The sequence below is a fragment of the Amycolatopsis sp. NBC_00348 genome (assembly GCF_036114655.1).
GTDB lineage: Bacteria > Actinomycetota > Actinomycetes > Mycobacteriales > Pseudonocardiaceae > Amycolatopsis.
On record NZ_CP107994.1, the window covers coordinates 667,426 to 688,320 of the forward strand.

The 20,895-nt window shown below is 72.5% G+C and carries 25 protein-coding genes; 11 read left to right on the forward strand and 14 right to left on the reverse strand.

Annotated features, from left to right (window positions below; genetic code table 11):
• The first annotated feature begins 1 nt into the window (after position 1).
• Positions 2–577 (forward strand): hypothetical protein, encoded by a 576-nt coding sequence (locus OHS58_RS03200; RefSeq protein ID WP_328647067.1) that lies wholly within the window; start codon positions 2–4, stop codon positions 575–577.
• A 73-nt stretch (positions 578–650) separates the two neighbouring features.
• Positions 651–1,157, forward strand: a complete 507-nt coding sequence (locus OHS58_RS03205; protein ID WP_326951391.1) for a mycothiol transferase — start codon at positions 651–653, stop codon at positions 1,155–1,157.
• Here the strand turns inward: OHS58_RS03205 and soxR are convergent, their stop codons facing one another.
• Positions 1,158–1,637 carry a redox-sensitive transcriptional activator SoxR gene (gene soxR, locus OHS58_RS03210; protein WP_247054440.1) on the reverse strand — a complete coding sequence of 160 codons (480 nt, stop codon included), beginning with the start codon at positions 1,635–1,637 and terminating at the stop codon, positions 1,158–1,160.
• A 97-nt stretch (positions 1,638–1,734) separates the two neighbouring features.
• Here soxR and OHS58_RS03215 point away from each other — a divergent pair, with 97 nt between their 5' ends.
• Positions 1,735–2,325, forward strand: a complete 591-nt coding sequence (locus OHS58_RS03215; protein WP_328647068.1) for an NADPH-dependent FMN reductase — start codon at positions 1,735–1,737, stop codon at positions 2,323–2,325.
• Positions 2,326–2,343: 18 nt separating this feature from the next.
• On the opposite strand, the gene OHS58_RS03220 is transcribed toward OHS58_RS03215, so the two are convergent.
• The 3 genes from OHS58_RS03220 to OHS58_RS03230 all read right to left on the reverse strand — a co-directional run bounded on the left by OHS58_RS03220 (position 2,344) and on the right by OHS58_RS03230 (position 4,924).
• Positions 2,344–2,832 carry a hypothetical protein gene (locus OHS58_RS03220; RefSeq protein ID WP_326951898.1) on the reverse strand — a complete coding sequence of 163 codons (489 nt, stop codon included), beginning with the start codon at positions 2,830–2,832 and terminating at the stop codon, positions 2,344–2,346.
• Complete coding sequence (locus OHS58_RS03225) at positions 2,829–4,169, reverse strand: ATP-binding protein (protein WP_326960157.1); 1,341 nt, start codon at positions 4,167–4,169, stop codon at positions 2,829–2,831. The genes OHS58_RS03220 and OHS58_RS03225 overlap by 4 nt, the downstream gene beginning before the upstream one ends.
• A 65-nt stretch (positions 4,170–4,234) precedes the next feature.
• Entirely contained in the window at positions 4,235–4,924 is a 690-nt protein-coding gene (locus tag OHS58_RS03230; RefSeq protein ID WP_328647070.1) for a response regulator transcription factor, read from the reverse strand.
• Positions 4,925–5,034: 110 nt separating this feature from the next.
• Here OHS58_RS03230 and OHS58_RS03235 point away from each other — a divergent pair, with 110 nt between their 5' ends.
• Positions 5,035–5,937, forward strand: coding sequence for a phosphatase PAP2 family protein (locus OHS58_RS03235; protein ID WP_442875513.1), 903 nt, complete (start codon positions 5,035–5,037; stop codon positions 5,935–5,937).
• Between the two features lie 482 nt (positions 5,938–6,419).
• A complete protein-coding gene (locus OHS58_RS03240; protein WP_328647071.1) occupies positions 6,420–7,805 on the forward strand; it encodes a pyridoxal phosphate-dependent decarboxylase family protein in 1,386 nt (461 codons plus the stop codon).
• Here the strand turns inward: OHS58_RS03240 and OHS58_RS03245 are convergent.
• Positions 7,802–9,469 carry a thiamine pyrophosphate-dependent enzyme gene (locus OHS58_RS03245; protein WP_328647072.1) on the reverse strand — a complete coding sequence of 556 codons (1,668 nt, stop codon included), beginning with the start codon at positions 9,467–9,469 and terminating at the stop codon, positions 7,802–7,804. The genes OHS58_RS03240 and OHS58_RS03245 overlap by 4 nt on opposite strands.
• Positions 9,470–9,471: 2 nt before the next feature.
• Between OHS58_RS03245 and OHS58_RS03250 the strand changes: the two genes are divergently transcribed.
• Complete coding sequence (locus tag OHS58_RS03250; protein ID WP_328647073.1) at positions 9,472–10,149, forward strand: GntR family transcriptional regulator; 678 nt, start codon at positions 9,472–9,474, stop codon at positions 10,147–10,149.
• Between the two features lie 45 nt (positions 10,150–10,194).
• Here the strand turns inward: OHS58_RS03250 and OHS58_RS03255 are convergent, their stop codons facing one another.
• From OHS58_RS03255 to OHS58_RS03265, 3 genes are all read right to left on the reverse strand, one after another.
• On the reverse strand, positions 10,195–11,172 hold the full coding sequence (locus tag OHS58_RS03255) for a pirin family protein (RefSeq protein WP_328647074.1): 978 nt from the start codon (positions 11,170–11,172) through the stop codon (positions 10,195–10,197).
• 46 nt (positions 11,173–11,218) lie between these two features.
• Complete coding sequence (locus tag OHS58_RS03260) at positions 11,219–11,506, reverse strand: hypothetical protein (RefSeq protein WP_247054422.1); 288 nt, start codon at positions 11,504–11,506, stop codon at positions 11,219–11,221.
• A gap of 194 nt (positions 11,507–11,700) precedes the next feature.
• Positions 11,701–12,141 carry a single-stranded DNA-binding protein gene (locus OHS58_RS03265; protein ID WP_326951382.1) on the reverse strand — a complete coding sequence of 147 codons (441 nt, stop codon included), beginning with the start codon at positions 12,139–12,141 and terminating at the stop codon, positions 11,701–11,703.
• A 125-nt stretch (positions 12,142–12,266) separates the two neighbouring features.
• Between OHS58_RS03265 and OHS58_RS03270 the strand changes: the two genes are divergently transcribed.
• Positions 12,267–12,875, forward strand: coding sequence for a PhoU domain-containing protein (locus OHS58_RS03270; RefSeq protein WP_328647075.1), 609 nt, complete (start codon positions 12,267–12,269; stop codon positions 12,873–12,875).
• 3 nt (positions 12,876–12,878) lie between these two features.
• Here the strand turns inward: OHS58_RS03270 and OHS58_RS03275 are convergent, their stop codons facing one another.
• Complete coding sequence (locus OHS58_RS03275) at positions 12,879–13,283, reverse strand: zinc-ribbon domain-containing protein (protein WP_328647076.1); 405 nt, start codon at positions 13,281–13,283, stop codon at positions 12,879–12,881.
• A gap of 201 nt (positions 13,284–13,484) precedes the next feature.
• Between OHS58_RS03275 and OHS58_RS03280 the strand changes: the two genes are divergently transcribed.
• Positions 13,485–13,910 carry a nitroreductase/quinone reductase family protein gene (locus OHS58_RS03280; protein ID WP_326951380.1) on the forward strand — a complete coding sequence of 142 codons (426 nt, stop codon included), beginning with the start codon at positions 13,485–13,487 and terminating at the stop codon, positions 13,908–13,910.
• Between the two features lies 1 nt (position 13,911).
• On the opposite strand, the gene OHS58_RS03285 is transcribed toward OHS58_RS03280, so the two are convergent.
• From OHS58_RS03285 to OHS58_RS03305, 5 genes are all read right to left on the reverse strand, one after another.
• Positions 13,912–16,035, reverse strand: coding sequence for a transglycosylase domain-containing protein (locus tag OHS58_RS03285; protein WP_328647077.1), 2,124 nt, complete (start codon positions 16,033–16,035; stop codon positions 13,912–13,914).
• Between the two features lie 36 nt (positions 16,036–16,071).
• Positions 16,072–16,893, reverse strand: a complete 822-nt coding sequence (locus OHS58_RS03290; protein ID WP_326951906.1) for an ABC transporter permease — start codon at positions 16,891–16,893, stop codon at positions 16,072–16,074.
• Entirely contained in the window at positions 16,853–17,656 is an 804-nt protein-coding gene (locus OHS58_RS03295; protein WP_326951907.1) for an ABC transporter ATP-binding protein, read from the reverse strand. The genes OHS58_RS03290 and OHS58_RS03295 overlap by 41 nt, the downstream gene beginning before the upstream one ends.
• Entirely contained in the window at positions 17,653–18,093 is a 441-nt protein-coding gene (locus tag OHS58_RS03300) for a MarR family winged helix-turn-helix transcriptional regulator (protein ID WP_326951376.1), read from the reverse strand. Before OHS58_RS03300 ends, OHS58_RS03295 begins: the two co-directional genes overlap by 4 nt.
• A 79-nt stretch (positions 18,094–18,172) precedes the next feature.
• Complete coding sequence (locus OHS58_RS03305) at positions 18,173–18,502, reverse strand: ArsR/SmtB family transcription factor (RefSeq protein WP_328647078.1); 330 nt, start codon at positions 18,500–18,502, stop codon at positions 18,173–18,175.
• Positions 18,503–18,590: 88 nt separating this feature from the next.
• Here OHS58_RS03305 and OHS58_RS03310 point away from each other — a divergent pair, with 88 nt between their 5' ends.
• The 3 genes from OHS58_RS03310 (at position 18,591) to OHS58_RS03320 (ending at position 20,848) form a co-directional block, all read left to right on the forward strand.
• A complete protein-coding gene (locus OHS58_RS03310) occupies positions 18,591–19,598 on the forward strand; it encodes a zinc-dependent alcohol dehydrogenase family protein (RefSeq protein WP_328647079.1) in 1,008 nt (335 codons plus the stop codon).
• A 203-nt stretch (positions 19,599–19,801) separates the two neighbouring features.
• Complete coding sequence (gene pspAB, locus OHS58_RS03315; protein WP_326951373.1) at positions 19,802–20,374, forward strand: PspA-associated protein PspAB; 573 nt, start codon at positions 19,802–19,804, stop codon at positions 20,372–20,374.
• Between the two features lie 69 nt (positions 20,375–20,443).
• On the forward strand, positions 20,444–20,848 hold the full coding sequence (locus OHS58_RS03320; RefSeq protein WP_247054401.1) for a VOC family protein: 405 nt from the start codon (positions 20,444–20,446) through the stop codon (positions 20,846–20,848).
• Positions 20,849–20,895: the final 47 nt, after the last annotated feature.

Genomic DNA, 20,895 nt, shown 5'->3' on the forward strand with positions numbered 1-20,895 from the left:
CATGACCGATCACCTCACCCGGCACAGCGCCGAACAGGACGACGACTTCGCCCGCGAGGGTGACGTGCGCGAGACCGGCGGGACGGACTTCCGCGAGCCGGTCGCCGAAGACCACGGGGACGACCAGGCCCTGAGCACCGCCGACCTGGCGTCGGCGACGGGCCGGCACGACACCGCCACGGACACCACGGCGGACACCAGTGCTGACACGGCCGCTGACACCACCGCGGGCACCGCTGCCGGCACCACTGCTGACACATCGGACACCCGCGCCGACTCGGCGCGGCCGTCGGCCGATGACGGCGCCGACCAGCAGCCGTTGATCGACGAGGAGAAGGTCACGGGCTTCCGCGACCGCTGGCAGGGCGTCCAGACCGGCTTCGTCGACGACCCGCAGAAGGCGGTCCGCGAGGCCGACGAGCTGGTCGCGGGCGTCATCAGCGCGCTGGCCACGACGTTCGCCGAGCACAAGAGCGAGCTGGAAGGCCAGTGGCAGCACGGCGAGCCGGCCACCGAGGACCTGCGTCTGGCGCTGCGGCGCTACCGCTCGTTCTTCGACCAGCTGCTGCCCCGCTAGCCACCACCGGTGCCGGCGTGCATGATCGACGCACGCCGGCACACCGGTGTCCGCGAACGGGGAGGGCAAGCCGATGAACGTGGCCGATCTGCTCACAGACGGCTTCAGCAGGGTCCAGGGCTCCGTGCACGCGGCGGTGGAAGGTCTCACCGCCGAGCAGCTCGGGGCCCGTCTCGACGCAGAGGCCAACTCGATCGCCTGGCTGGTCTGGCACCTGACCCGCGTCCAGGACGACCACGTCGCCGGCGTGGCCGGGACCGAGCAGGTGTGGACGAGCCAGGACTGGCTGACCCGGTTCGGCCTCCCGTTCCCGGCCGGCGACACCGGCTACGGGCACCGCCCGGCCGACGTCGACGCGGTCCGGGTCGAGGCCGAGCTGCTCACCGGGTACTACGACGCGGTGCACGAGCAGACCCTCAAGTACGTCCAGGGGCTCGACGGCCAGGCCCTCGACCGGGTCGTCGACGAGGCCTGGGACCCGCCGGTCACCCTCGGCGTGCGGCTGGTGAGCGTCGTCGACGACGACATCCAGCACGCCGGGCAGGCCCAGTTCGTCCGCGGCGTCCTCGAACGCCGCTAGTCAGTCCTCGTAGCCGTCGCCGCGGTGGTCCGGGAGCCGTTGCGGCCCCGGACCGGCGGCGCCGAGCCGGTCGCCGGGGTTGGCGAGCCGGCACTTCGACAGCGACATGCAGCCACAGCCGATGCAGTCGCCCAGCTGGTCGCGCAGCTGGGCCAGCTGCCGGATCCGCGCGTCCAGGTCCTCCTGCCAGCAGCGGGAGATCCGTGCCCAGTCGGCGCGCGTGGGGGTGCGGTCGTCGGGCAGCAGCGCGAGCACCTCGCGGATCGCCGACAGCGGCATCCCGACCCGTTGCGACATCCGGACGAACGTCACCCGCCGCAGCGTGTCGCGGCAGTAGCGGCGCTGGTTGCCGGCCGTGCGCCGGCTGCGGATGAGCCCCTCGTCCTCGTAGAAGCGCAGGGCCGACGCGGGCACCCCGCTGCGTCGCGACAGTTCGCCGACGGTGAGGTCGGGCAGCCTCCGGGCTGTGGCGTTCACCATGCTCCCAGCCAACCACAGCCGCGCGCTTGACTTCAAGCGAGCTTGAAGTCTCATCCTGACCCGGACGGCAACAACGCCGCTGTGTCAAGGAGGAAGCGTGTCCGAAGTTCCGGTACGGGTCGCCGTGATCGTGGGAAGTGTCCGGGAAGGACGGTTCGGCCCGGTGGTCGCGGACTGGCTGGCCGCCGTCGCGGGCGAGCACGGCGGGTTCGACGTCGACGTGATCGACCTCGCCGAACCGGACCTGCCGCTGGCGATGCCGGCGTTCGGGAGCACGCCGTCGCCCGCGGTGCTCGCCGAGGCCGCCAAAGTGACGCCGCGGCTGGCGGCCGCGGACGCGTTCGTCGTGGTCACCCCGGAGTACAACCACAGCTACCCGGCGTCGCTCAAGAACGTCATCGACTGGCACCGCACCGAGTGGGCCGCGAAGCCGGTCGCGTTCGTCTCCTACGGCGGCATGTCCGGTGGCCTGCGCGCGGTCGAGCACCTGCGCGCGGTCTTCGCCGAGCTGCACGCGGTGACCATCCGCGAGACGGTCAGCTTCCACGGCGCGCACACCCGGTTCGGCGCCGACGGCGTCCCGGCGGACGACAGCGCGGGTGTCGCGGCGAAGGCGCTGCTGGACCAGCTGCAGTGGTGGGCGCGATCGCTGTCCGAGGCCCGCGCGGCCCGGCCCTACCCCGGCTGACGCCGGGACCGGGGTCGCTCAGAACGCCTGGCAGGTCTGCGACGGGAGCTGGAAGTCGGAGCCGGCGAGGGTGATGGCGCCGTCGGCCACGTAGCCGCCGTCGGCGACCAGGGCGGCGACCGCGGTGCAGACCAGCTGGTTGACCGCGATCTGCGTGAGCCGCTTCAGCGGGAACGAAAAGGTGATCGTCGTGGGTGAGCCGGAGCTCAGCGTGATCGGGCCGGTTTCGGCCGGGAGCATCGTCGCGTAGCCGTCGGCCGTCTCGGCGTAGGACGGGCCGCCCAGCAACGTCGCCAACGCTTCGGAGACGCCGACCGCGTCACCGGTCGACCGGGTCACCGGCGTCACCCGCCCGTCGAGGACGAAGTACAGGGTCAGGTCGGTGCCGAGCCCATTCGTCGCCGGGTTCCGCAGGGTCGGCGCGGGCCCGGCGGGGACGACCGGCGTCGGCTTGACGCCGCACGCGCTCACCAGGAGCAGCGCGGCCAGGACGAGGAGCTTCTTCACCACGCCTCCCGGGGCAGGCGCAGCTCGAACCGGGCACCGGTGCCGGTGTTGACCGCGACGATGTCGCCGCCGTGCAGGCGGGCGTTCTCGCGCGCGATGGACAGCCCCAGCCCGCTGCCCTCGGACCGGGCCCGGGCCGTGTCGGCCTTGGTGAAGCGGTCGAACACCCGGGGGAGCACCGCCTCCGGGATGCCCGGCCCGTGGTCGGTGACGGTGAGCACGATGTCGCCGCCCGCCGCCCGCACGGACACCTCGACCGGCGGCGCGCCGTGCCGCAGCGCGTTGCCGACCAGGTTCGCCACGACGATGTCGAGCCGTCGCCGGTCGAGCCGCGCCGTGATGCCGGGCGGCAGGTCGGCGACCACGTCGGCGCCGGGTTCCCAGCCCCGCGCGGCGAGGCTGTCGGTGACCGCGGCGGCGACGTCCAGGTCTTCCCGCCGCAGCTCCGCGCGGCCGGCGTCGAACCGGGAGATCTCGATCAGGTCCTGCACCAGCCGGGTCAGCCGCCGGGTCTCGGCCGACACCAGCCGCGCCGCGACCGCCGTGTCCGGTGGCAGCTGGTCGGCGTCCTCGTCGAGGACGTCGGTGACCGCGTTCATCGCCGCCAGCGGGGTGCGCAGCTCGTGCGAGACGTCGGCGACGAACCGGCGCGCCTCGGACTCCATCGTGCGCAGCGTGCCGACCGTGCGCTCCAGTTCCGCCGCGGTGTTGTTGAACGTCGTGACCAGCTGCGCCAGCTCGTCGGACCCCTTCACCCGCAGCCGCACGTCCAGCTTGCCCCGGCCGAGCTGGCTCGCCGCGGTGTTCAGCGCCCGCACGGGCCGCAGCACCTGGCGCGCGGCCAGCAGCGCCAGCACCACCGCGAACGGGAGCGCCAGCGCCGAGGTCTGCCAGGCCGTGCGGGCCAGCTCGTCGATCGCGGCCTGCTGCTGGACCAGCGACACCATCGTGTAGACCTCGATGCCGCTGGTCCGGCCGCTCGTCCCGGTCTGCACCGGCACGCCGACGAAGAACTGGGGGAAGCCCCCGGTGTCGACCCGCTGGAACTGGATGTTCGTGCTGACGGACACGGCATGGCGCAGGTCGGCGGGCACGCTGTCCACGCTGATGCCCGAACCCGAGCGCAGGCCGTGGTAGACGACGACGGCGTTGCTGGACTTGAGCGCCGTGCCGAACGCGTCGAGGCTCGCCTGGGTCGGCGGCAGGGACACGGTCGGCAGGTACGCGACGATCTGGTCGCGCAGCTTCAGCATCGTCTGGTCCTGGAAGCCGCCGAGGATGGCGTTGCGGGCGGAGACGTAGCTGGCGCCCGCCGCGGCGGTGGCGCCGATGATCATGATCACCGCGAACGCCGCGACCAGCCGGGGTCTCAGCCCGGCGAGCCACGACCGGATCCGCGAGGTCACGACCGGCCGAACCGGTAGCCGAAGCCGCGGACGGTCTGCACGTACTCCGGCCTCGCGGGCACGTCCTCGATCTTCGCGCGCAGCCGCTGCACGCAGGCGTCGACCAGGCGGGAGTCGCCGAGGTAGTCGTGGTCCCACACCGACGAGAGGATCTGCTGGCGGCTGTACACCTGCCCGGGGGTGCGCGAGAGCTCCAGCAGCAGCTTGAGCTCGGTCGGCGTCAGCGAAACCGGGGTGCCCCGCTTCGTCACCTCCAGCCCGGCCCGGTCGATCACCAGGTCGCCGTGCCGTTCCTCGGGGGCGGGCTGCTCGCTGGGCCGTTCGCTGACCGCGCGGCGCAGCACGGCGCGGATCCGCGCGTCCAGCACCCGCGGTTCGACCGGCTTGGCCACGTAGTCGTCCGCGCCCGCTTCCAGCCCGGCGACGATGTCGAAGTCGTCGCTGCGCGCGGTCAGCATGACGATCGGGATCGGCCCCGACGCCCGCATCCGGCGGCAGGTCTCGAAGCCGTCCATGCCGGGCAGCATCAGGTCGAGCACGACGATGTCGGGTCTGCGGAGCACGAGCAGCTCGATGCCGGCCTCGCCCGACTCCGCGGTGTGCACCACGTGTCCCTGCCGGCGCAGGGCCAGTTCCAGTCCCTCCCGCACCGCCGCGTCGTCCTCTACCACCAGTACCTCGGCCACGGCGCCATTATTCGGAAAACCGCACGTCGTGGCGACTCAGGGCGATCTTGTAGCAAAACCATGACATCGTGCTGACGGGATCTCGAAATGCCGGCTCCAGACTCGGGGACATGGCAGTGATTCTTTTCGAGGCACCCCCCACCGCCCGCCCCGCGCGGCACGCCCTGGTGACCCGGGCCGCGTCCCGTACCGCGGTGCTCCTCGCGGGCACGGCCGGGTTCGCCCTCGCCTTCGTCGCGGCCTACCTGCTCTTCGTGCGCACCGAGGCCGGGCGCAGCGTCGAGAACGGCGTCGTCCGCAGCGCCCAGTCCGCGGGGGCGACGGTGAGCTGGGCCCAGCCACTGGCGGACCTGGACCTGGTGGTCGTGCTCGGCGGTGTCGCGGTGCTCCTCGTGGTGATCTCCCTGCTGCGGCGCCGGTTCGCGCTCGGCGTGACGGCCCTGATCCTGCTCGCGGCCCCGCTGGTGGTGGCGCAGCTGCTCAAGCTGTACGTCCTGGACCGCCCCAGCACCGGCGACCGGCTGGGCGTGGCCGCCCACAACAGCTTTCCCAGCGGGCACGTCAGCGCGGCGATGGCCGTGCTGCTGGCGCTCGCGATCGTCCTGCCTCGCCGCTTCCGCCTGCAGGTCCTGGTGGCCGGCGGGGTCGGCGTCGCCTGGGTCGCGGCCGCGGCCGTGGCGCTGGGCTGGCACCGGTTGAGCGACACCGTCGGCGGCTGTCTCCTGGTCGCCGCGGTCACCTGCGCCGGGGCGGCGGTGGTGTCCGCCCGCCGCCCCGACGGTGACCGCGTGCCGCTGGTCCCGGTGCTCTGCGGCCTGCTGGCGCCGCCGGCGCTGGTGCTCGCCGGCTTCGCGGTGCTGGCCACGGCGACGTCCGGCGCGGCCCAGTTCGTCGCCGCGATGGTGCTGGCCGCGCTGTCCGCGATGGCGGTCGTGCTGCTGCTCACGGGCCCGCTGCGCCGGGTGGCGTTCGACCCGGCCGAGAGCCGGATCCGGCGGCTCCGGCGCCATTGACCCGACGCCGCTGATCCGGCGGTCGGCGCCCGGCGGCCGCCGGCCGGAGCCGCCCGGCGGCCGCCCAGCAGCCGCCGGCGGCCGGAGCCGGTGCCGGTGCCGATGCCGCTGATCCGGCGGCCGGTTCCAGCGGCCGGAGCCGGTGCCCGGGGTTCTCCGGCGGGCGTCCGGCGTGCGGGCGTGCGGGCTGTCCGGTCGGGCGAGGGAGGACCGGGTGTCCGAGAATCCCGCCCGGTTCGCCCGGCTGCGGCCGAGGTTGCTGCCGCGGTTGCGGGCGTCACGCGTGATTCGCGGGGCATCGCGCGTGATCGGGGAGTCATCACGTGTGTCTGGAGGGGCATCGCACGTGATTGGCGGGTCGACTCGCGTGATCCTGGGGTCGACTCGCGTGATTGGGGGGTCGACACGGTGCGGTGGGTGGCGGGCCAGTTTTGGGGGATTGGCCCGCGACAGGCGTTCTTGCGGGGCTTAGCGTCGGGGACATGCACCCGAGGCTGGCCCATGACCTGAACGCCCTGCCCGATCTTCTTGACGCCACGCGGAAACTGGCCGGGGAGGCGCTTGCCGGGCTGGATGGGCGGGCCGCGGCTGTGCCGCCTGGGGTGATGGCCCGGGCTCCGTTGCCGGTCGAGGGGGTCGGGGGCCTCGGGGCGTTGGACGAGTTCGCGCAGCGGTGGGAACCCGGGTTCGCCGCCAGTGCCGGGCCTCGTTACCTCGGGTTCGTGACCGGTGGGGCGACGCCCGCGTCGCTGGCCGGGGACTGGCTCACCGCCGCCTACGACCAGAACCCCGCCAGCGGCATGGACTCCTCGGCGCAGGACCTGGAGCGCGAGACCGTCGGCTGGCTCGCCGAGCTGTTCGGGCTCGGCGCGGAGTTCTCCGGCGCCTTCGTCACCGGGGCCACGATGTCCACCGTGACCGGGCTCGCCATCGCGCGGGAATGGCTCGGTGAGCGGGCCGGCGTGTCCGTCACCGACGACGGCGCCGCCGCGCTCGGTCCGGTCACCGTGCTGTCCGGCTCGCCGCACTCGAGCATCCCGAAAGCGTTGTCGTTCCTCGGGATGGGCCGGTCCGCGCTGCGGAAGGTGCCGGTGCTGCCGGGGCGTGAAGCCGTCGACGTCGCGAAGCTCGACGAGATGCTCGAAGCGCTCGACGGCCCGGCCGTCGTCGTCGCCAACGCGGGCACGGTGAACACCGTCGACTTCGACGACCTGCGCGCCATCGCGGCGCTCAAGCAGCGGCACGACTTCTGGCTGCACGTCGACGCCGCGTTCGGCGGGTTCGCCGCACTGGCCCCGGAGCACGCCGCGCTGACCGCGGGCCTCGACCAGGCCGACTCCGTGGTCGTCGACCTGCACAAGTGGCTCAACGTGCCCTACGACTCGGCCGTCCAGTTCACCCGCCGCCGCGACCTGCAGCTGCGGGTGTTCAGCAACAACGCCGCCTACCTCGGCGAGATCGGCGAGACCCCGGACTTCCTGCACCTGACGCCGGAGAACTCCCGGCGGCTGCGCGCCCTGCCCGCCTGGTTCTCGCTCGTGGCCTACGGCCGGGACGGGCACCGCGAGATCGTCGAGCGCTGTGTCGCGCTGGCCCGGGACCTCGGGCAGCGCCTCGACGGCTCGCCGCACTGGCGGCTGCTCGCGCCGGTGCGGCTCAACGTCGTCTGCTTCACCGCGGCCGGGGACGTGACCCAGGCGCGGATCGACGCCCTCGTCGCCGGGATCGCCGCGGAGGGCACCACGTTCCTGACCCCGACGGTCCACGACGGCCGCCCGGCGCTGCGGGCCGCGTTCAGCAACTGGCGGACGACCGCGGCCGACGTCAAGCGGGTCTTCGCCGCGCTGGAGCGGGTGGCCGCCGCCTAGCTCCGGTCCGACTTCGGCATCAGGTACTTCCACGGCGACGCGCCGGTGCCCAGCTCGCACGGCACGTGCACCAGCGCCGGGCGGCCCGAGGCGAACGCCTTGTCCAGGGCGCCGCGCAGGTCGTCCGGGGTGCGGGCGGTGAGGCCGAGCGCGCCGAACGTCTCGGCCAGCCGGGCGAAGTCCGGGTTGCGCAGCCGCCCGCCCAGGGCCCGGCCCTCGAACAGCCGCTCCTGGTCGAGGTGGACGTTGCCGTAGTAGCCGTTGTCGAACACCACGGCCACCACGTTCAGTCCGTATTGGACGGCGGTGGCCAGCTCCTGCGCGGCGAACATGAAGCCGCCGTCACCGGCCACCGAAACCACCGGCCGGCCGGGGAACGCGGCCTGCACGCCCAGCGCCGTCGGGTAGCCGAAGCCGAGCGTGCCCTGGTGGCCGCAGGTGACGAAGGTGCGCGGGGTGTAGACCTCGAACCCGAAGTAGGACGCGAACCCGACCTGGCAGATCTCCTCGACGAAGAAGCCGTCGCGGGGCAGCACGTCCCGGATCGCGCGCAGGTACTCCAGTTCCGGGCCGACGTCGGAGAACCGCTCGGCGGCGTTCGCCTTCAGCTCGGTGAACTCCGCGGTTCGGTCCGTCCGTTGTGGACCGACGGCGGCATCCAGCGCCGCCGCGGCGTCACCCGCGTCGGCGACGATCGCGACGTCCGCCTCCAGCCGGGTCGCCTGCCGCGGGTCGATGTCGAGCAGGATCGTCTTCAGCCCCGCGGGTTTCTCCGGCCAGCGGAACCAGGACAGCTCCATCCGCGAGCCGATGCCGATCACGACGTCGGTCTCGGGCCACCGCTCGAACCCGGACACGCAGGTGAAGCCGAGCGGGTGGTCGTCGCCGACGATCCCGCGGCCGCCGCGGAACGGCACCACCGGCGCCTGCAGCCGCTCGGCCAGCGCCCGGACCGCGGCGGCCGCGTGCCGGGCGCCGCCGCCCACCATGATCATCGGATTCTTGGCGCCGGCCAGGAGTTCCGCGGCCGCCGCGATCGCGTCCGGGTCGACGATCGGGCGGGGCAGCGGCAGCGGTCCGGCCGGCTCGGCGGGGGCGCGCAGGCCCAGCACGTCCCACGGGACGGCCAGCGAGACCGGCCGCGGCCGCCCGCCCGCGGCCTCCCGGAACGCCGTCGCCAGTGCGTCCGGGACCTCGGCCGGGTGCTCGACCAGTGCCGACCACTTGGTGATCGTCCGCAGGGTGGCGAGCTGGTCGGGCATCTCGTGCAGGTGCCCGAGCCCGCGGCCGAGGTAGGCGCGCGGGATCTCGCTCGTCAGGCACAGCACCGGCGCGCTGGCCCCGTGGGCCGAGAGCATGGCGGCCGAGGCGTTGAGGACGCCGGGCCCCGGCACCACCGTGTAGACGCCGGTCCGGCCCGTCGCCTGCGCGTACCCGAACGCCATGTAGGCCACGGTCTGCTCGTGCCGCGCGCCGATCACCCGGATGCCGCCGGTGCGGGCCAGGCTGTCGAACAGGTCGTAGGTCTGCACGCCGGGCAGCCCGAACACGGTGTCGACGCCGTGGGCGCGCAGCCCGCCGACGATCAGGTCGGCCGCGGTGGGGGAAGGCGGGGACATCGGCATCGGCACGGCCTCCTGGGCGTCGTCCGTCGGCGGGACCATATATGGTTTCCTACATGATCAGCGCCTCCTCGGGAAGACCGGCGGTCACCAAGTCCCAGCTGGCCTACGAGACGATCAAGGCCAGGATCGTCGACGGCCGCTACGGGCCCGGGTACCGGCTGGTGCTCGACCAGATCGGCCGCGAGCTGGCCGTCAGCGCGGTGCCGGTGCGCGAGGCCCTGCGCCGGCTCGAGGCCGAGGAGCTGATCGAGTTCGAGCGGAACGTCGGGGCCCGGGTGATCGCCATCGACCCCACCGCCTACCAGCACGCCATGCAGACGGTGGCGATCGTCGAAGGCGCGGCCACCGGGCTCGCCGCGCCGCTGCTCACGCCGGAGACGCTCGCGCGGGCCCGCGCCCTCAACGACCGGATGCGCCGCAGCCTCGCCGAGTTCGACCCGCTCGCGTTCACCGCGCTGAACGCGGAGTTCCACGAGGTGCTCTTCAGCGCCTGCCCGAACCCCAACCTGGTCGACCTGGTGCAGCGCTGCTGGACGCGGCTCGCCGCGGTCCGCGACAGCACGTTCGCCTCCGTGCCGGGGCGGGCGCCGCGCTCGGTGGCCGAGCACGACCGGCTGCTCGACCTGATCGAGGGCGGGAGCGACCCGGCGGAGGTCGAGCAGTACGCGCGGGAGCATCGGCTGGCGACGCTGGCGGCCTACCAGGCCCGGGAGCGCTGAGCCCGTTCGCCCGGGGCCCCGGTCCGGCTGGCGGAGGCCGGTGAGTCAGCGAGCCGGGTTGTGGCGTGGCTTGATGCGGACCGCCGGCAACTCCGGGGCCGGCAGCCGCTGCGGGGTGCCGGTGTAGCCGGTGACGCTGCCGAACTGATCGGACTCCGCTTGCCACGCCTCGCGGAAGTCCGCGATCTCCTCGTGCGTCCGGCCGACGAAGTTCCACCACATCAGGATCTCTTCGTCGAACGGGGTCCCGCCGAGCACCAGGAAGCGCGCGGGCGTGGACCCGTTGTTGCTCAACGTCAGGCGGCGCAGGCCGGTGCCGACGTAACCCAGCTCCGCCGCGCGGACGGCGGTGCCGGCGACGGTCACCGCGCCGGTGTCCACGAGGACACCGTGCTCGAAGTCCGGGTCGACGCCGAGGGACATGTGGGCGTCCGGGTGCAGCACCAGTTCCGCGCCCAGCAACGGGGTGAACGTCGGGATCGGCGACGTGCGCCCGGCCAGCGACCCGAGGAACACCCGGATCTCCGCGCCCTCGATCCGGTTCACCGACGGCACGTAGTGGTGGAAGCCGCGGGCCGTGTGCCGGTGCCGCTCGGGCAGCGCCACCCAGAGCTGGACGCCGTGCAACGTCTTCGTGGCCGGGGTCGAGACCTCCGAGTGGCAGATGCCGTGGCCGCCGGTCATCAGGTTGAGCTCGCCGGGCCGGACCATTGCGTGCGTGCCCATGCTGTCGCGGTGTTCGACCTCGCCCGCGAACAGCCAGCTGACCGTCTGCAGGCCGGTGTGCGGGTGCGGCGCGACGTCCATGGCGACGTCTTCCGGGCCGTAGTGGTCGGCGAAGCACCACGCGCCGATCAGCGAGCGGGACCGCTGGGGGAGCGTCCGCCGCACGCGCATCGCCCGCGGGCCGCCCAGCGGTACTTCGCGCGGGGTGAGGACTTCCACGGCCGGGCGCAGCGGGTCGGCCGCCTCGGGCCGGTCGCCGCAGGCGAGCTCGGCGGGGTCGGCCTCGATGTTGCTCATGCCGCCACCGTACTTGCGTTCTGGAGTTGTCAAACACCTCGGCCGCTCAGGCGGCGGGCCGCTGCTCTCCGGTGACGATCGCCTGGCCGGCGGGCGTCAGCACCGCCGGCACGAGCTCGCCCGGCCGCCCGGTGCAGGTCGCGCTGATCAGCCCCAGGTGGGCCAGCGCGTGCGCGGCGAACTGGTCGCCGCACGACAGGCCGTCGATGAAGAGGTCGGGTTCGCTGCTGCACGACACCAGGCCCCTCCCGGCCCCGACGGCCCGCAGCATCGCCAGCATGCGGTGGTTCACCAAGGGGTGCACCGTCGTCCGTGGCTTTCCGTCCCCGTCCATCCCGGCCCCTCCCGCTCGTGGTTCGGCATCGTCCTACTCATGCGTCGAACCAGATGACGGGACTTCGACATCACATCCGGTACCGGCCCGGCCAGAGCGTGTGCCTCATCGTCGCTCCGGCCGGTCCAGCCGGGCTCGACTTCCCGTCGACAGTCGTTCGGAAGGGAGTCGGGAGCGGATGGGTACGGCCGGGCTCAGAAGGGCGGTTCCCCCACCCCGGCGGCCACCGGTTCCGGCATCCAGGCGCCGCCTCCCACGCCGTCGCCGACCCGGACGGCCTTGGTCACCTTCGCCGTGGCGTACCGCAGCGACGGGCCGATCTCGTCGACGTCCAGTTCCAGCACGGTGCGCTTCTCGCCCTCCTTCGTGTCGTACGACCGCTGTCTCAGCCGGCCGTGGACGACCACGCGTGCGCCGCGCCCGAGCGACTCCGCGACGTTCTCCGCGTACTGCCGCCACACGCTGCAGCGCAGGAACATGGCGTCACCGTCGCGCCATTGGCCGGACTCGCGGTCCAGCGTGCGCGGCGTGGACGCGACCGTGAAGTTCGCGACCGCGGCGCCGGCCGGGGTGAACCGCAGCTCGGGGTCCGTCGTCAGGTTGCCGACCACCGTGACCAGCGTTTCGCCTGCCATCGGGTCCTCCTTCTCCTCGGGTGCGGGGTGCACCGCTCTCGCCGACGAGCAGAGCACGGGGGCCCGACAATTCCGGGCGGAGGCGACGAGTCGCCGTCCCCCGGCCGAGGTGGTTGCATGCCGCCATGCCGACGGCGTTTCAGAAGGAGCTCGTCACACTGGCCCACCGGCTCGCGGACCTGTGCGGGCTGGTCGCGGGCACGCTCGAGGTGGCCACGCGCGCCCTGCTCGAAAGTGACCTCACGCTGGGCGGACGCGTGCGGGAACAGGCCGCGGCGGTGACCGCGCTGGGGGCCGCCTGCGAGGACCAGGCGTGCGCGCTGCTGGCCCTGCACGCCCCGCGCGAGGAGGACGTCAAGGCGGTCCTCGCCGCCGTGCACACGGCCGCGGATCTCACTCGGATGGGTGGTCTCGCGGGCGAGGTCGCGGACCGGGTGCGGCGGGTGCCGGTGGACGCGCGGCCCGCGTTCACGCGGCTGGCCGCGCACGCGGTCGCCGCCGCGCGGGACCTGCAGAAGATCCTCACCGGAGCGGACGCCGGGCTCGCCGAAGCCGTCGAAGGCACCGAAGCGGCCGAGCGGGAGCTGCGCGAGTGGGCCGGGTCGCCGGAGCGGCCGCACGGCGCGGTCGACGTCGTGCTGCTCGCCGCGGCCCACGTCCGGTTCGCCGGGACGGCCGCCCGGATCGCCCGCCGGGCCGGCGGGTTCGCGCGGCTCCCGGCGGTCAGTGCCTAGTGCTCAGTGGCCCTGCTGCGGGAACTCGCCCTGCTGGGGGTTCGGGCCCGGCTGCTGGAAGCCCTGCGGCTGCGACGGGTGCGGCGGCTGGAACCCCTGCTGCGGGAACCCCTGCTGCTGGAAACCTTGGGACGGGTGCTGCGGGTAGGGCTGCGACGCCTGCTGCTGCGCCTGCTCCTCCTGCGCCTGCAGCCGGACGGCGTCCTCCTTCGGGATCCGGTTCTCGATCCCGCAGAACGTGCACTGCGCCGTGTACTTGACGTGGATCGGGAACAGCGGGATGAAGAAGAGGGTGAACTTCGTGACCGACTTGCGGACGGCGTGCGAGGCGGGGTTGCCGCAGCGGCCGCAGAGGAACGTCGTCATCGCCAGCACGAAGATCCTCGTGCGGTAGCCCCAGATCAGCATCGTCTTCTCTCCTGTCGGTCCTGCGTTCGCCGGGGAGCCTGGCACACCGGCGCGCCGGGCCGTGGAGGTTTCGCCAAACCGGCCGGACGGGTTCCCGGCAAAGCGGACATACGCGTACCCGGAGGGTCGGTTCGCGTACCCCGGGAGTCGGTTCGCGTACCTGGAGGGTCGGCTCGGGGCGCCGGGACTAGATTCACGATCATGCCGAGCGACTTCAGCCTCAAAGCGATGAACGCCGTCCACCGCGGTCTGATCAAGATCACCGGCGGGCGGCTGGGATGGAACGTTTCCATGCCCGTCCTGGAGCTGACCACCGTCGGCCGCAAGAGCGGGCAGCCGCGGTCGGTCATGCTGACCTCGCCGCACCAGGAGGGTGACGCGCTGGTCGTCGTCGCCTCGCGCGGGGGCGACGACACGCACCCCGCGTGGTTCCTGAACCTGCGCGACAACCCGGACGTCGAGGTGTCGGTCAAGGGCGCGCCGCGGCGGCCGATGCTCGCCCGGGTCGCCGACGGCGAGGAGCGGGCCCGGCTGTGGCCGAAGATCACCGCCGAGTTCAAGAACTACGCGGGCTACCAGACGAAGACCGAGCGCGAGATCCCGCTCGTGTTCCTCGAACCGAAGTAGGTCACGACCGGGCCGTCAGGTACGCCGGGTCCGGCCCGGGGATCTGCTGGTCCGGCACCCCGGCCAGCAGCTGGCTCATGGCGTGGAAGTACGGCGGCGCGGCGACCGTGCCGCCGAACGCGCCGTGCCCGCAGTTGCCCAGGTGCACGGGCGTGCCCGGGCAGATCTCCCGCGGGTGCGAACCGTCGGCGAACACCATGGACGACACGGCGTAATCGTCGACGCCGCCGACGAACGCGACCGACTCGCTCTGCTGGGTCGTGCCCGTTTTGCCGATGTCCGGGCGCGTCCAGCCCGCCGCGTGCGCGGCCTGGGCCGACGTGCCGCTCGTGGTGTCCTTGCTCAGGCCCGCTTCGAGCGTGTTCGCGACGCCGGCCGGGATGACCTGTTCGCACGCCTGCTGCGGCACGGACACGGCGTTGCCGTTCCGGTCGGTGACCGACAGGATCGGGTTCGGCGGGCACCAGACGCCGCCGCTCATCAGCGTCGCCGAGACGTTGGCCATCTCCAGCGGGCTGACCGGGCTGTTGCCGAGGGTGAACGACAGCAGGTTCTGGAAGTACTTCGACTGCGGTTCGTTGTACTGCGGGTTCGACGACTTCGGGTCGGGCACCGCGCCCGCGTCGTTCGTCGCGAGGGTGTTGCGCAGCCCCAGCTTCTGCGCCATGTCGAGCACAGCGGGCATCCCGACCTCGTTCTCGAGCCCGACGAACGCGACGTTCGGCGACGTCGCGAGCCCGTCGGCGAGGGTGATCGGGTCGGCGTAGTGGCCGTCGTTGTGGACGGTGTAGCAGGCGGTGTGGTTGTCGGCGTTCGGCGGCGTGAAGCACTGGCTGTCCGGGTTCGGCAGCGGCGTCTGCAGGCCCGCCTTGCCGGTGACCATCGCCGCGGCCGAGGTGAAGATCTTGAACGACGAACCCGCGCCGAACTCGTTGCTCGCGTCGGCGACGATGTCGGTGGACGTCTCGCCCTTCGCCGGGTCGGTGCCGAAGTTCCGGTTGGCGACCATGGCGAGGACCTGGTGTCCGCCGTCGGTGCCCGGCCGGACGACGGCGAAGGTGTTGGCCACGCCGTCCTGGGTCGTCGGCACGTTCGCGTCGACGGCGTCCTTCGCCACCTGCGAGACGCGCGGGTCCAGCGTGGTCTTGATCGTGTAGCCACCGGTCGCGAGCTCGTCCGGCGTGAAGCCGGCGTGCGCGAGGTAGGTCTCGGCGTAGGTGCAGAAGAACCCCGCGTCCGGCGCCGCGCCCATGCACGTGCCGGACGGCGTGACCGGTCCGCCGGGCAGGAGCCCGAGCGGGGCATCCTTGGCCGTCACGGCGTAGGCCGCGGGCAGCGAGCCGTTGGTGACCATGTCGTCGATCACCGTGTTGCGGCGCTGGGTCGCTTTGTCCGGGTGCGAGTACGGGTTGTAGATGCTCGGGTTGTTCACCATTCCGGCGAGCAACGCGGCCTGCGGCACGGTCAGTTTGTCCGCCGTCGTCCCGAAGTACGCTTTTGCCGCGGCACCGACGCCGTACACCGTTCCGCTGAATTCGACCACGTTGAGGTAACTGGCCAGAATGTCGTCCTTGCTCATCGTGTCGTTGAGCTGGACGGCCATTTTCGCCTCGCGCAGCTTGCGGGCGAGCGAGTCCTCGCGGTCGGCCTGCTGGGCCGCCGGGTCGGTCCGGTCGACGACGTTCACGAGGTAGTTCTTGACGTACTGCTGGGTGATCGTCGACGCGCCCTGCAGCGACCCGCCGGCGCTGTCGTTGACCGCCGCCCGCGCCATGCCCTGCAGGTCGACGCCGCCTTCGGTGTAGAAACGGCGGTCCTCGACGCCGATGATCGCGGCCTTCATGGTCGTCGCGATCCCGGCCGCGGTCACCGGCAGCCGGTACTGCGAGTACAGCGTCGCGATCGGGGCGCCGTCGCGGTCGGTCACCGTTGTCGTCAGCGGCGGATCGGCCGCGGCGAGCTGCGCGGAAATGGCGTCGACGGAATCGCTGACCTCATTCGACAGCAGGCCGGCGCCGATGGCGGCGGGCGCCACTGTGCCGGCCGCCAGAATTCCGGCGAGCACACAAAAACCGACAAAGGGGACCACGCCCCGGCCACGATTCACGGAATCGAGATTAGCCATTTCCGGATAAGGCCTCCGTTCGGTGAGACATGTGCCTCACCGGGCCAACCTGCCGAGCAGGGCCGAAGCGACCGAAATCGCCACGATCGTTGCCACGATCAGCACCGCGAAGTCGAGCCCGAGGTGGGCCGGGGTGCCGATCAGCAGCCCGCGCAGGGCGTCGACCTGGTAGCTCAGCGGGTTGACGTGGCTGAGCACCTTGAGCCAGCCCGGCATCAGGTCCACCGGGTAGAGCGCGTTCGACCCGAAGAACAACGGCATCGTGATCGCCTGCCCGATGCCCATCAGCCGTTCGCGGGACAGCACGACCCCGGCGATGACGATGGACAGGCAGCAGAAGAACGCCGACCCGAGCACCAGCACGACGGCCATCGCGAGCAGCTTCAGCGGGTTCACGGTCAGCCCGACGCCCAGGATCGCGGCGAGGATCAGCACCATCAACGCCTGGACGAGCGCGCGGACCCCGGCCGCGAACGCCTTCCCGGCGACGAGGGCCGCGCGCGGGGTCGGCGTCACCAGGAGCTTGGCGAGCACGCCCGCGTCGCGTTCCCAGATGATCTGGATGCCGTAGAAGATCGAGATGAACAACGCCGACTGCGCGAGGATGCCGGGCGCCAGGTAGTCGAGGTAGGGCGTCGAGCCGGTCGGGATGGCCTTGAGCCGGGTGAACGTCTCGCCGAAGATCAGCAGCCACAGCGCGGGCTGGATCGCGCGGGTGAGCAGCTCGGTCTGGTCGCGGCGCAGCTTCTGCAGCTCCACCAGGCACATCGCGCCGACGCGCGCGGCCAGGATGCGCAGCTGGCGCAGCGGGCCGGGGTCAGCCGAGACGGCGGGCGGTGCGGCGAGTGGCACGGACACTGCGGATCCCTCCTTCTTCACTCGCGAGCCGGTCGCCGGTGACCGCGCGGAACACGTCGTCCAAAGTGGACTCGGGGCCGAGGTCGGCCTCGAGCTCGGCCGGGGTGCCCAGCGCGCGGATCTTGCCGGTGTGCATCAGCGCGACGCGGTCGCAGTACTGCTCGGCCTCGTCCATGTAGTGCGTGGTGACGAGCACGGTCATCCCGGTCTCGGCGCGGATCTGCGCGATCCGCTCCCACACCGCCGAGCGGGCGACCGGGTCGAGCCCGATCGTCGGCTCGTCGAGGATGAGCAGCCGCGGGGAGCTGACCAGGGCCTGGGCCAGTTCGAGGCGGCGGATCATGCCACCGGAGTAGCCCTTGGCCGTGCGGTCGGCGTCGCCGGTCAGGCCGACCAGGTCCAGCGCGCGCCCGACCTCCTCGGCGCGCCGGGCGCGGGGGACGTCGAAGAGCCGGGCGAACAGGGCGACGTTCTCGCGTCCGGTCAGCGCGCCGTCGGCGGACAACTGCTGCGGGACGTAGCCGATCAGCCGCCGCACGGCCATCTTCCGGCGGGCGACGTCGAGGCCGCACACCGTGATCCGGCCGGGCCCGGTGGGCAGCAGCGTGGTGATCATCCGCAGCGTGGTGGTCTTGCCGGCGCCGTTCGGGCCGAGCAGGCCGAACACCTCGCCGGGGTGGATCTCCAGGTCGACGCCGTCCACCGCGCGGGTCGCGCCGAAGGAGTGGGTGAGGTCGGTGCACCGCACCGCGGGTTCGGTCACGGCCGCTCCTTAAGGATGCCCATGAGCTTTTCCAGTGCCGGCAAGGCTTGTTCGATCACCGCTTTGTCCTCTTCGGACAGTCCGGTGAGGGCGTCGGCGACCAGGCCGGTCCGGGCGCGGCGCCAGGCGGCCATCCGGTCGGTGGCCGCGGCGGTGAGCTCCAGCCGGGTCGCGCGCCGGTCGAGGGGGTCGGGTTCGCGGTGCAGCAGCCCGGCTTCGACGAGCTGGTTGACCAGGGTGCTGACCGAGTTGGCCGCCAGGTGCAGCTCGCGCGCGGCCGCCGCGACGCCGACGCCGGGGTGGTCGGCGACCACGCGCAGGACCTCGACCTGCGCGCCGGGCAGGGGAAAGCCGGGGACGTCGGCCCGGACCCGGCGGCGCACCACCCGGCGGATGCCCTGGACGGTGCCCAGGAGCCGTTCGGCGAGTTCGGTCATGCGCCCAAAGTAGCTCTGACTCAGAACTATTAGCAATGCTAAATGTCTGGTTGGCGAGAAAGCGGGGGGAAGGTCCGGATCAGCGGGGGAGGCGGGCGGCCTCGGCGAGGGCCAGGTCGAGCAGGCCGGGGAACCGCGCGTCGAACTCCTCGCGTCGCAGCGCGTTCAGCCGTTGCGTGCCGCTGTCCCACTGCTGCAGCAGGCCGGCCGCGCGGAGGATCTTGAAGTGCCGCGACGCCGCGGGCTTGCTGACCGGCGGCATGATCGCGCCGCACGACTGGCCGGGTTCGCGGGCGAGCGTGGCGATCATGATCAGCCGGTGCGGGTCGCGCAAGGCCTCGAGGGCCACGCCGAACGAGACGTCCTCGAGCGCCGGGTGCTCGAGCGGGGTCGCGGTGCGGCTGGCCATGGACCGAGTATCCCTCGTGGTTGCGGGTTCGCGGGATCGTGTGCCATGGTCGATGTTAGCCGATTGGTTAACATGAAGGAGTGCTCGCGTGCTCGTATACCGCCCCGGTCCGGCCGGAAGCCTGGTCCAGCTGGAGGAGCCCGTGCCCGAGCCGCAGCGCGGTGAGGTGCTGGTCCGGGTCCGGGCGACGTCGCTGAACTACCGCGACCTGCTCATCCTGAACGGCGACCACTTCACCACCGGGCCCGGGAACCTGATCCCGGTGTCCGACGCCGCCGGCGAGATCGCCGCGGTCGGCGAGGACGTCACGCGCTTCGCGGTCGGCGACCGGGTGATCAACACCTTCCACGCGAACTGGATCGGCGGCCGCCTCCCGGCCGCGGAAACCCTGCGGGGGTACGGGAACGCCCAGGACGGCTGGCTCGCGGAGTACCGCGCCGTCTCCGAAAACGCGCTCGTCGCGCTGCCCGGGTCGCTCACCTACGAGCAGGGTGCGACGCTGCCGTGCGCCGCGGTCACGGCCTGGACGGCGCTCCACGGCGGCACGCCGCTGGGGCCGGAAGACGTCGTGCTCACCCTCGGCACCGGCGGCGTCTCGCTGTTCGCCCTGCAGCTGGCGAAGGCGCACGGTGCGCGCGTGATCGCGACGACGTCGAGCGCCGAGAAGGCGGCCAAGCTGACCGAACTCGGGGCGGACACGGTGATCGACTACGTCGGGACGCCCGAGTGGGGCCGGGCCGTGCTCGACGCGACCGGCGGCCGCGGCGCGGACCGGATCGTCGAGGTGGGCGGGCCCGGCACGTTCGCGCAGTCACTCGTCGCGGCCGGGACGCACCACGCCGAGATCGCGCTCGTCGGCTTCGTCGGCGCGGGCGGGGCGCCGATCGGCTTCATGGACCTGTTCCGCAGCGGCGCGACCGTCCGGAAGACCTGGGTCGGCAGCCGCGAGGACACCGAGGACCTCGTGCGGCGGCTCGCCGTCCGCCCGATCGGACCGGTCATCGACAGCGTTCACCCGTTCGGGGACGCCGACGCAGCGTTCCGGCACTTCGCGGGCCGGGGGAACTTCGGGAAGGTCGTCATCACGACCCCGTGAAAGGGGTACCGCTGATCGGCTGAACCACTGTGACGTCGACCGTTCGGCGGCACCCCGGCGCCGTTCGCCGCGTGATCGGCCGGTTCCGGACCGGAATCGCCGGGGCGGGGAGCATGCTGTCCTTTCCGACCCCGCGACCCCGCACCTGACGTCCACTGTGGACATTGCCAGCGTGCCCGGCCCGGCGTCATCTCGACCGGAGAATGGACACCCCGCCCGTGACCCTGCTGGACAGCAAACTCGTCCGCTGCTGGACTTCCCGCCCGAACCTGCAGTCCCTCTACAGCCTCGCCGCGGCCGCTCCGCGGGTGCGCGGCGCGCTCGGCCTGATCCCGACCGGCGGCGGCACGCTGAGCTTCAAGGTGGACGGCGACGCGCTGGACCGCACCGAGGCCGAGCTGCTCGCCGCGACGTCGGCCAAGCTGCCGGTGCACCCGCTGGTGACCCAGGACCTCTACGGCCGCTCGACGGTCCGCTGCTGGCGCCGCAACCGCGACCTGCGCGTGCTGACCGGTGACCTGGTGGACGTCGCCGACCGGCTGGCGCGGGCCGGCTACGGCGGCGCGCTGCGCTTCGCGAGCGTCGAGTTCGCCGACCCGGACGGCCGCCGGGACGGCCGGCTGCAGCTGGTGTACCTGTTCGGACGCGGCACTTTCCACGCCGCGGCGGCGCCCGGGACGGGCACCCTGGACCGCGCGCTGGAGCTGCGCGCCCGGGCCGCGCTGCACGGCTCGCTCCCGTTGGAACCGCACGCGCACCGCCGCTTCGTCGTCTGAAAATTTCGCGTTTGGCGTGGTCACGGGCTTCTGCGAGGATGCTGCATCTTCCGACCGAAGGAGAGCGCCATGGCTTCCCGACTGAACCCGTACCTGAGCTTCGAGGACAACGCCCGCCAGGCCATGGAGTTCTACGAGACGGTGTTCGGGGGCAAGCTCACCGTGCACACGTTCGGGTCATTCGGCGCCCCCGACGGGCCGGAGGCCGAGAAGGTCATGCACGCGCAGCTGGACACCGACGGCGGTTACACGCTGATGGCGTCCGACACCCCCGAAGGGATGGAATACCACCCGGGCACGAACATCACGGTCAGCCTCAGCGGGGACGACGCCGACGACCTGCGGACCTACTGGGACAAGCTGAGCGCGGGCGGCACCGTGACGGTTCCGTTCGAAAAGCAGGCGTGGGCCGACGAATTCGGTTGCTGCATCGACAAGTTCGGCATCCCGTGGATGGTGAACATCGGGCACTAGCCCGATCCGGGGCGTTGCAGCCGGCGCCGTCGTCGGTGACGATGGAG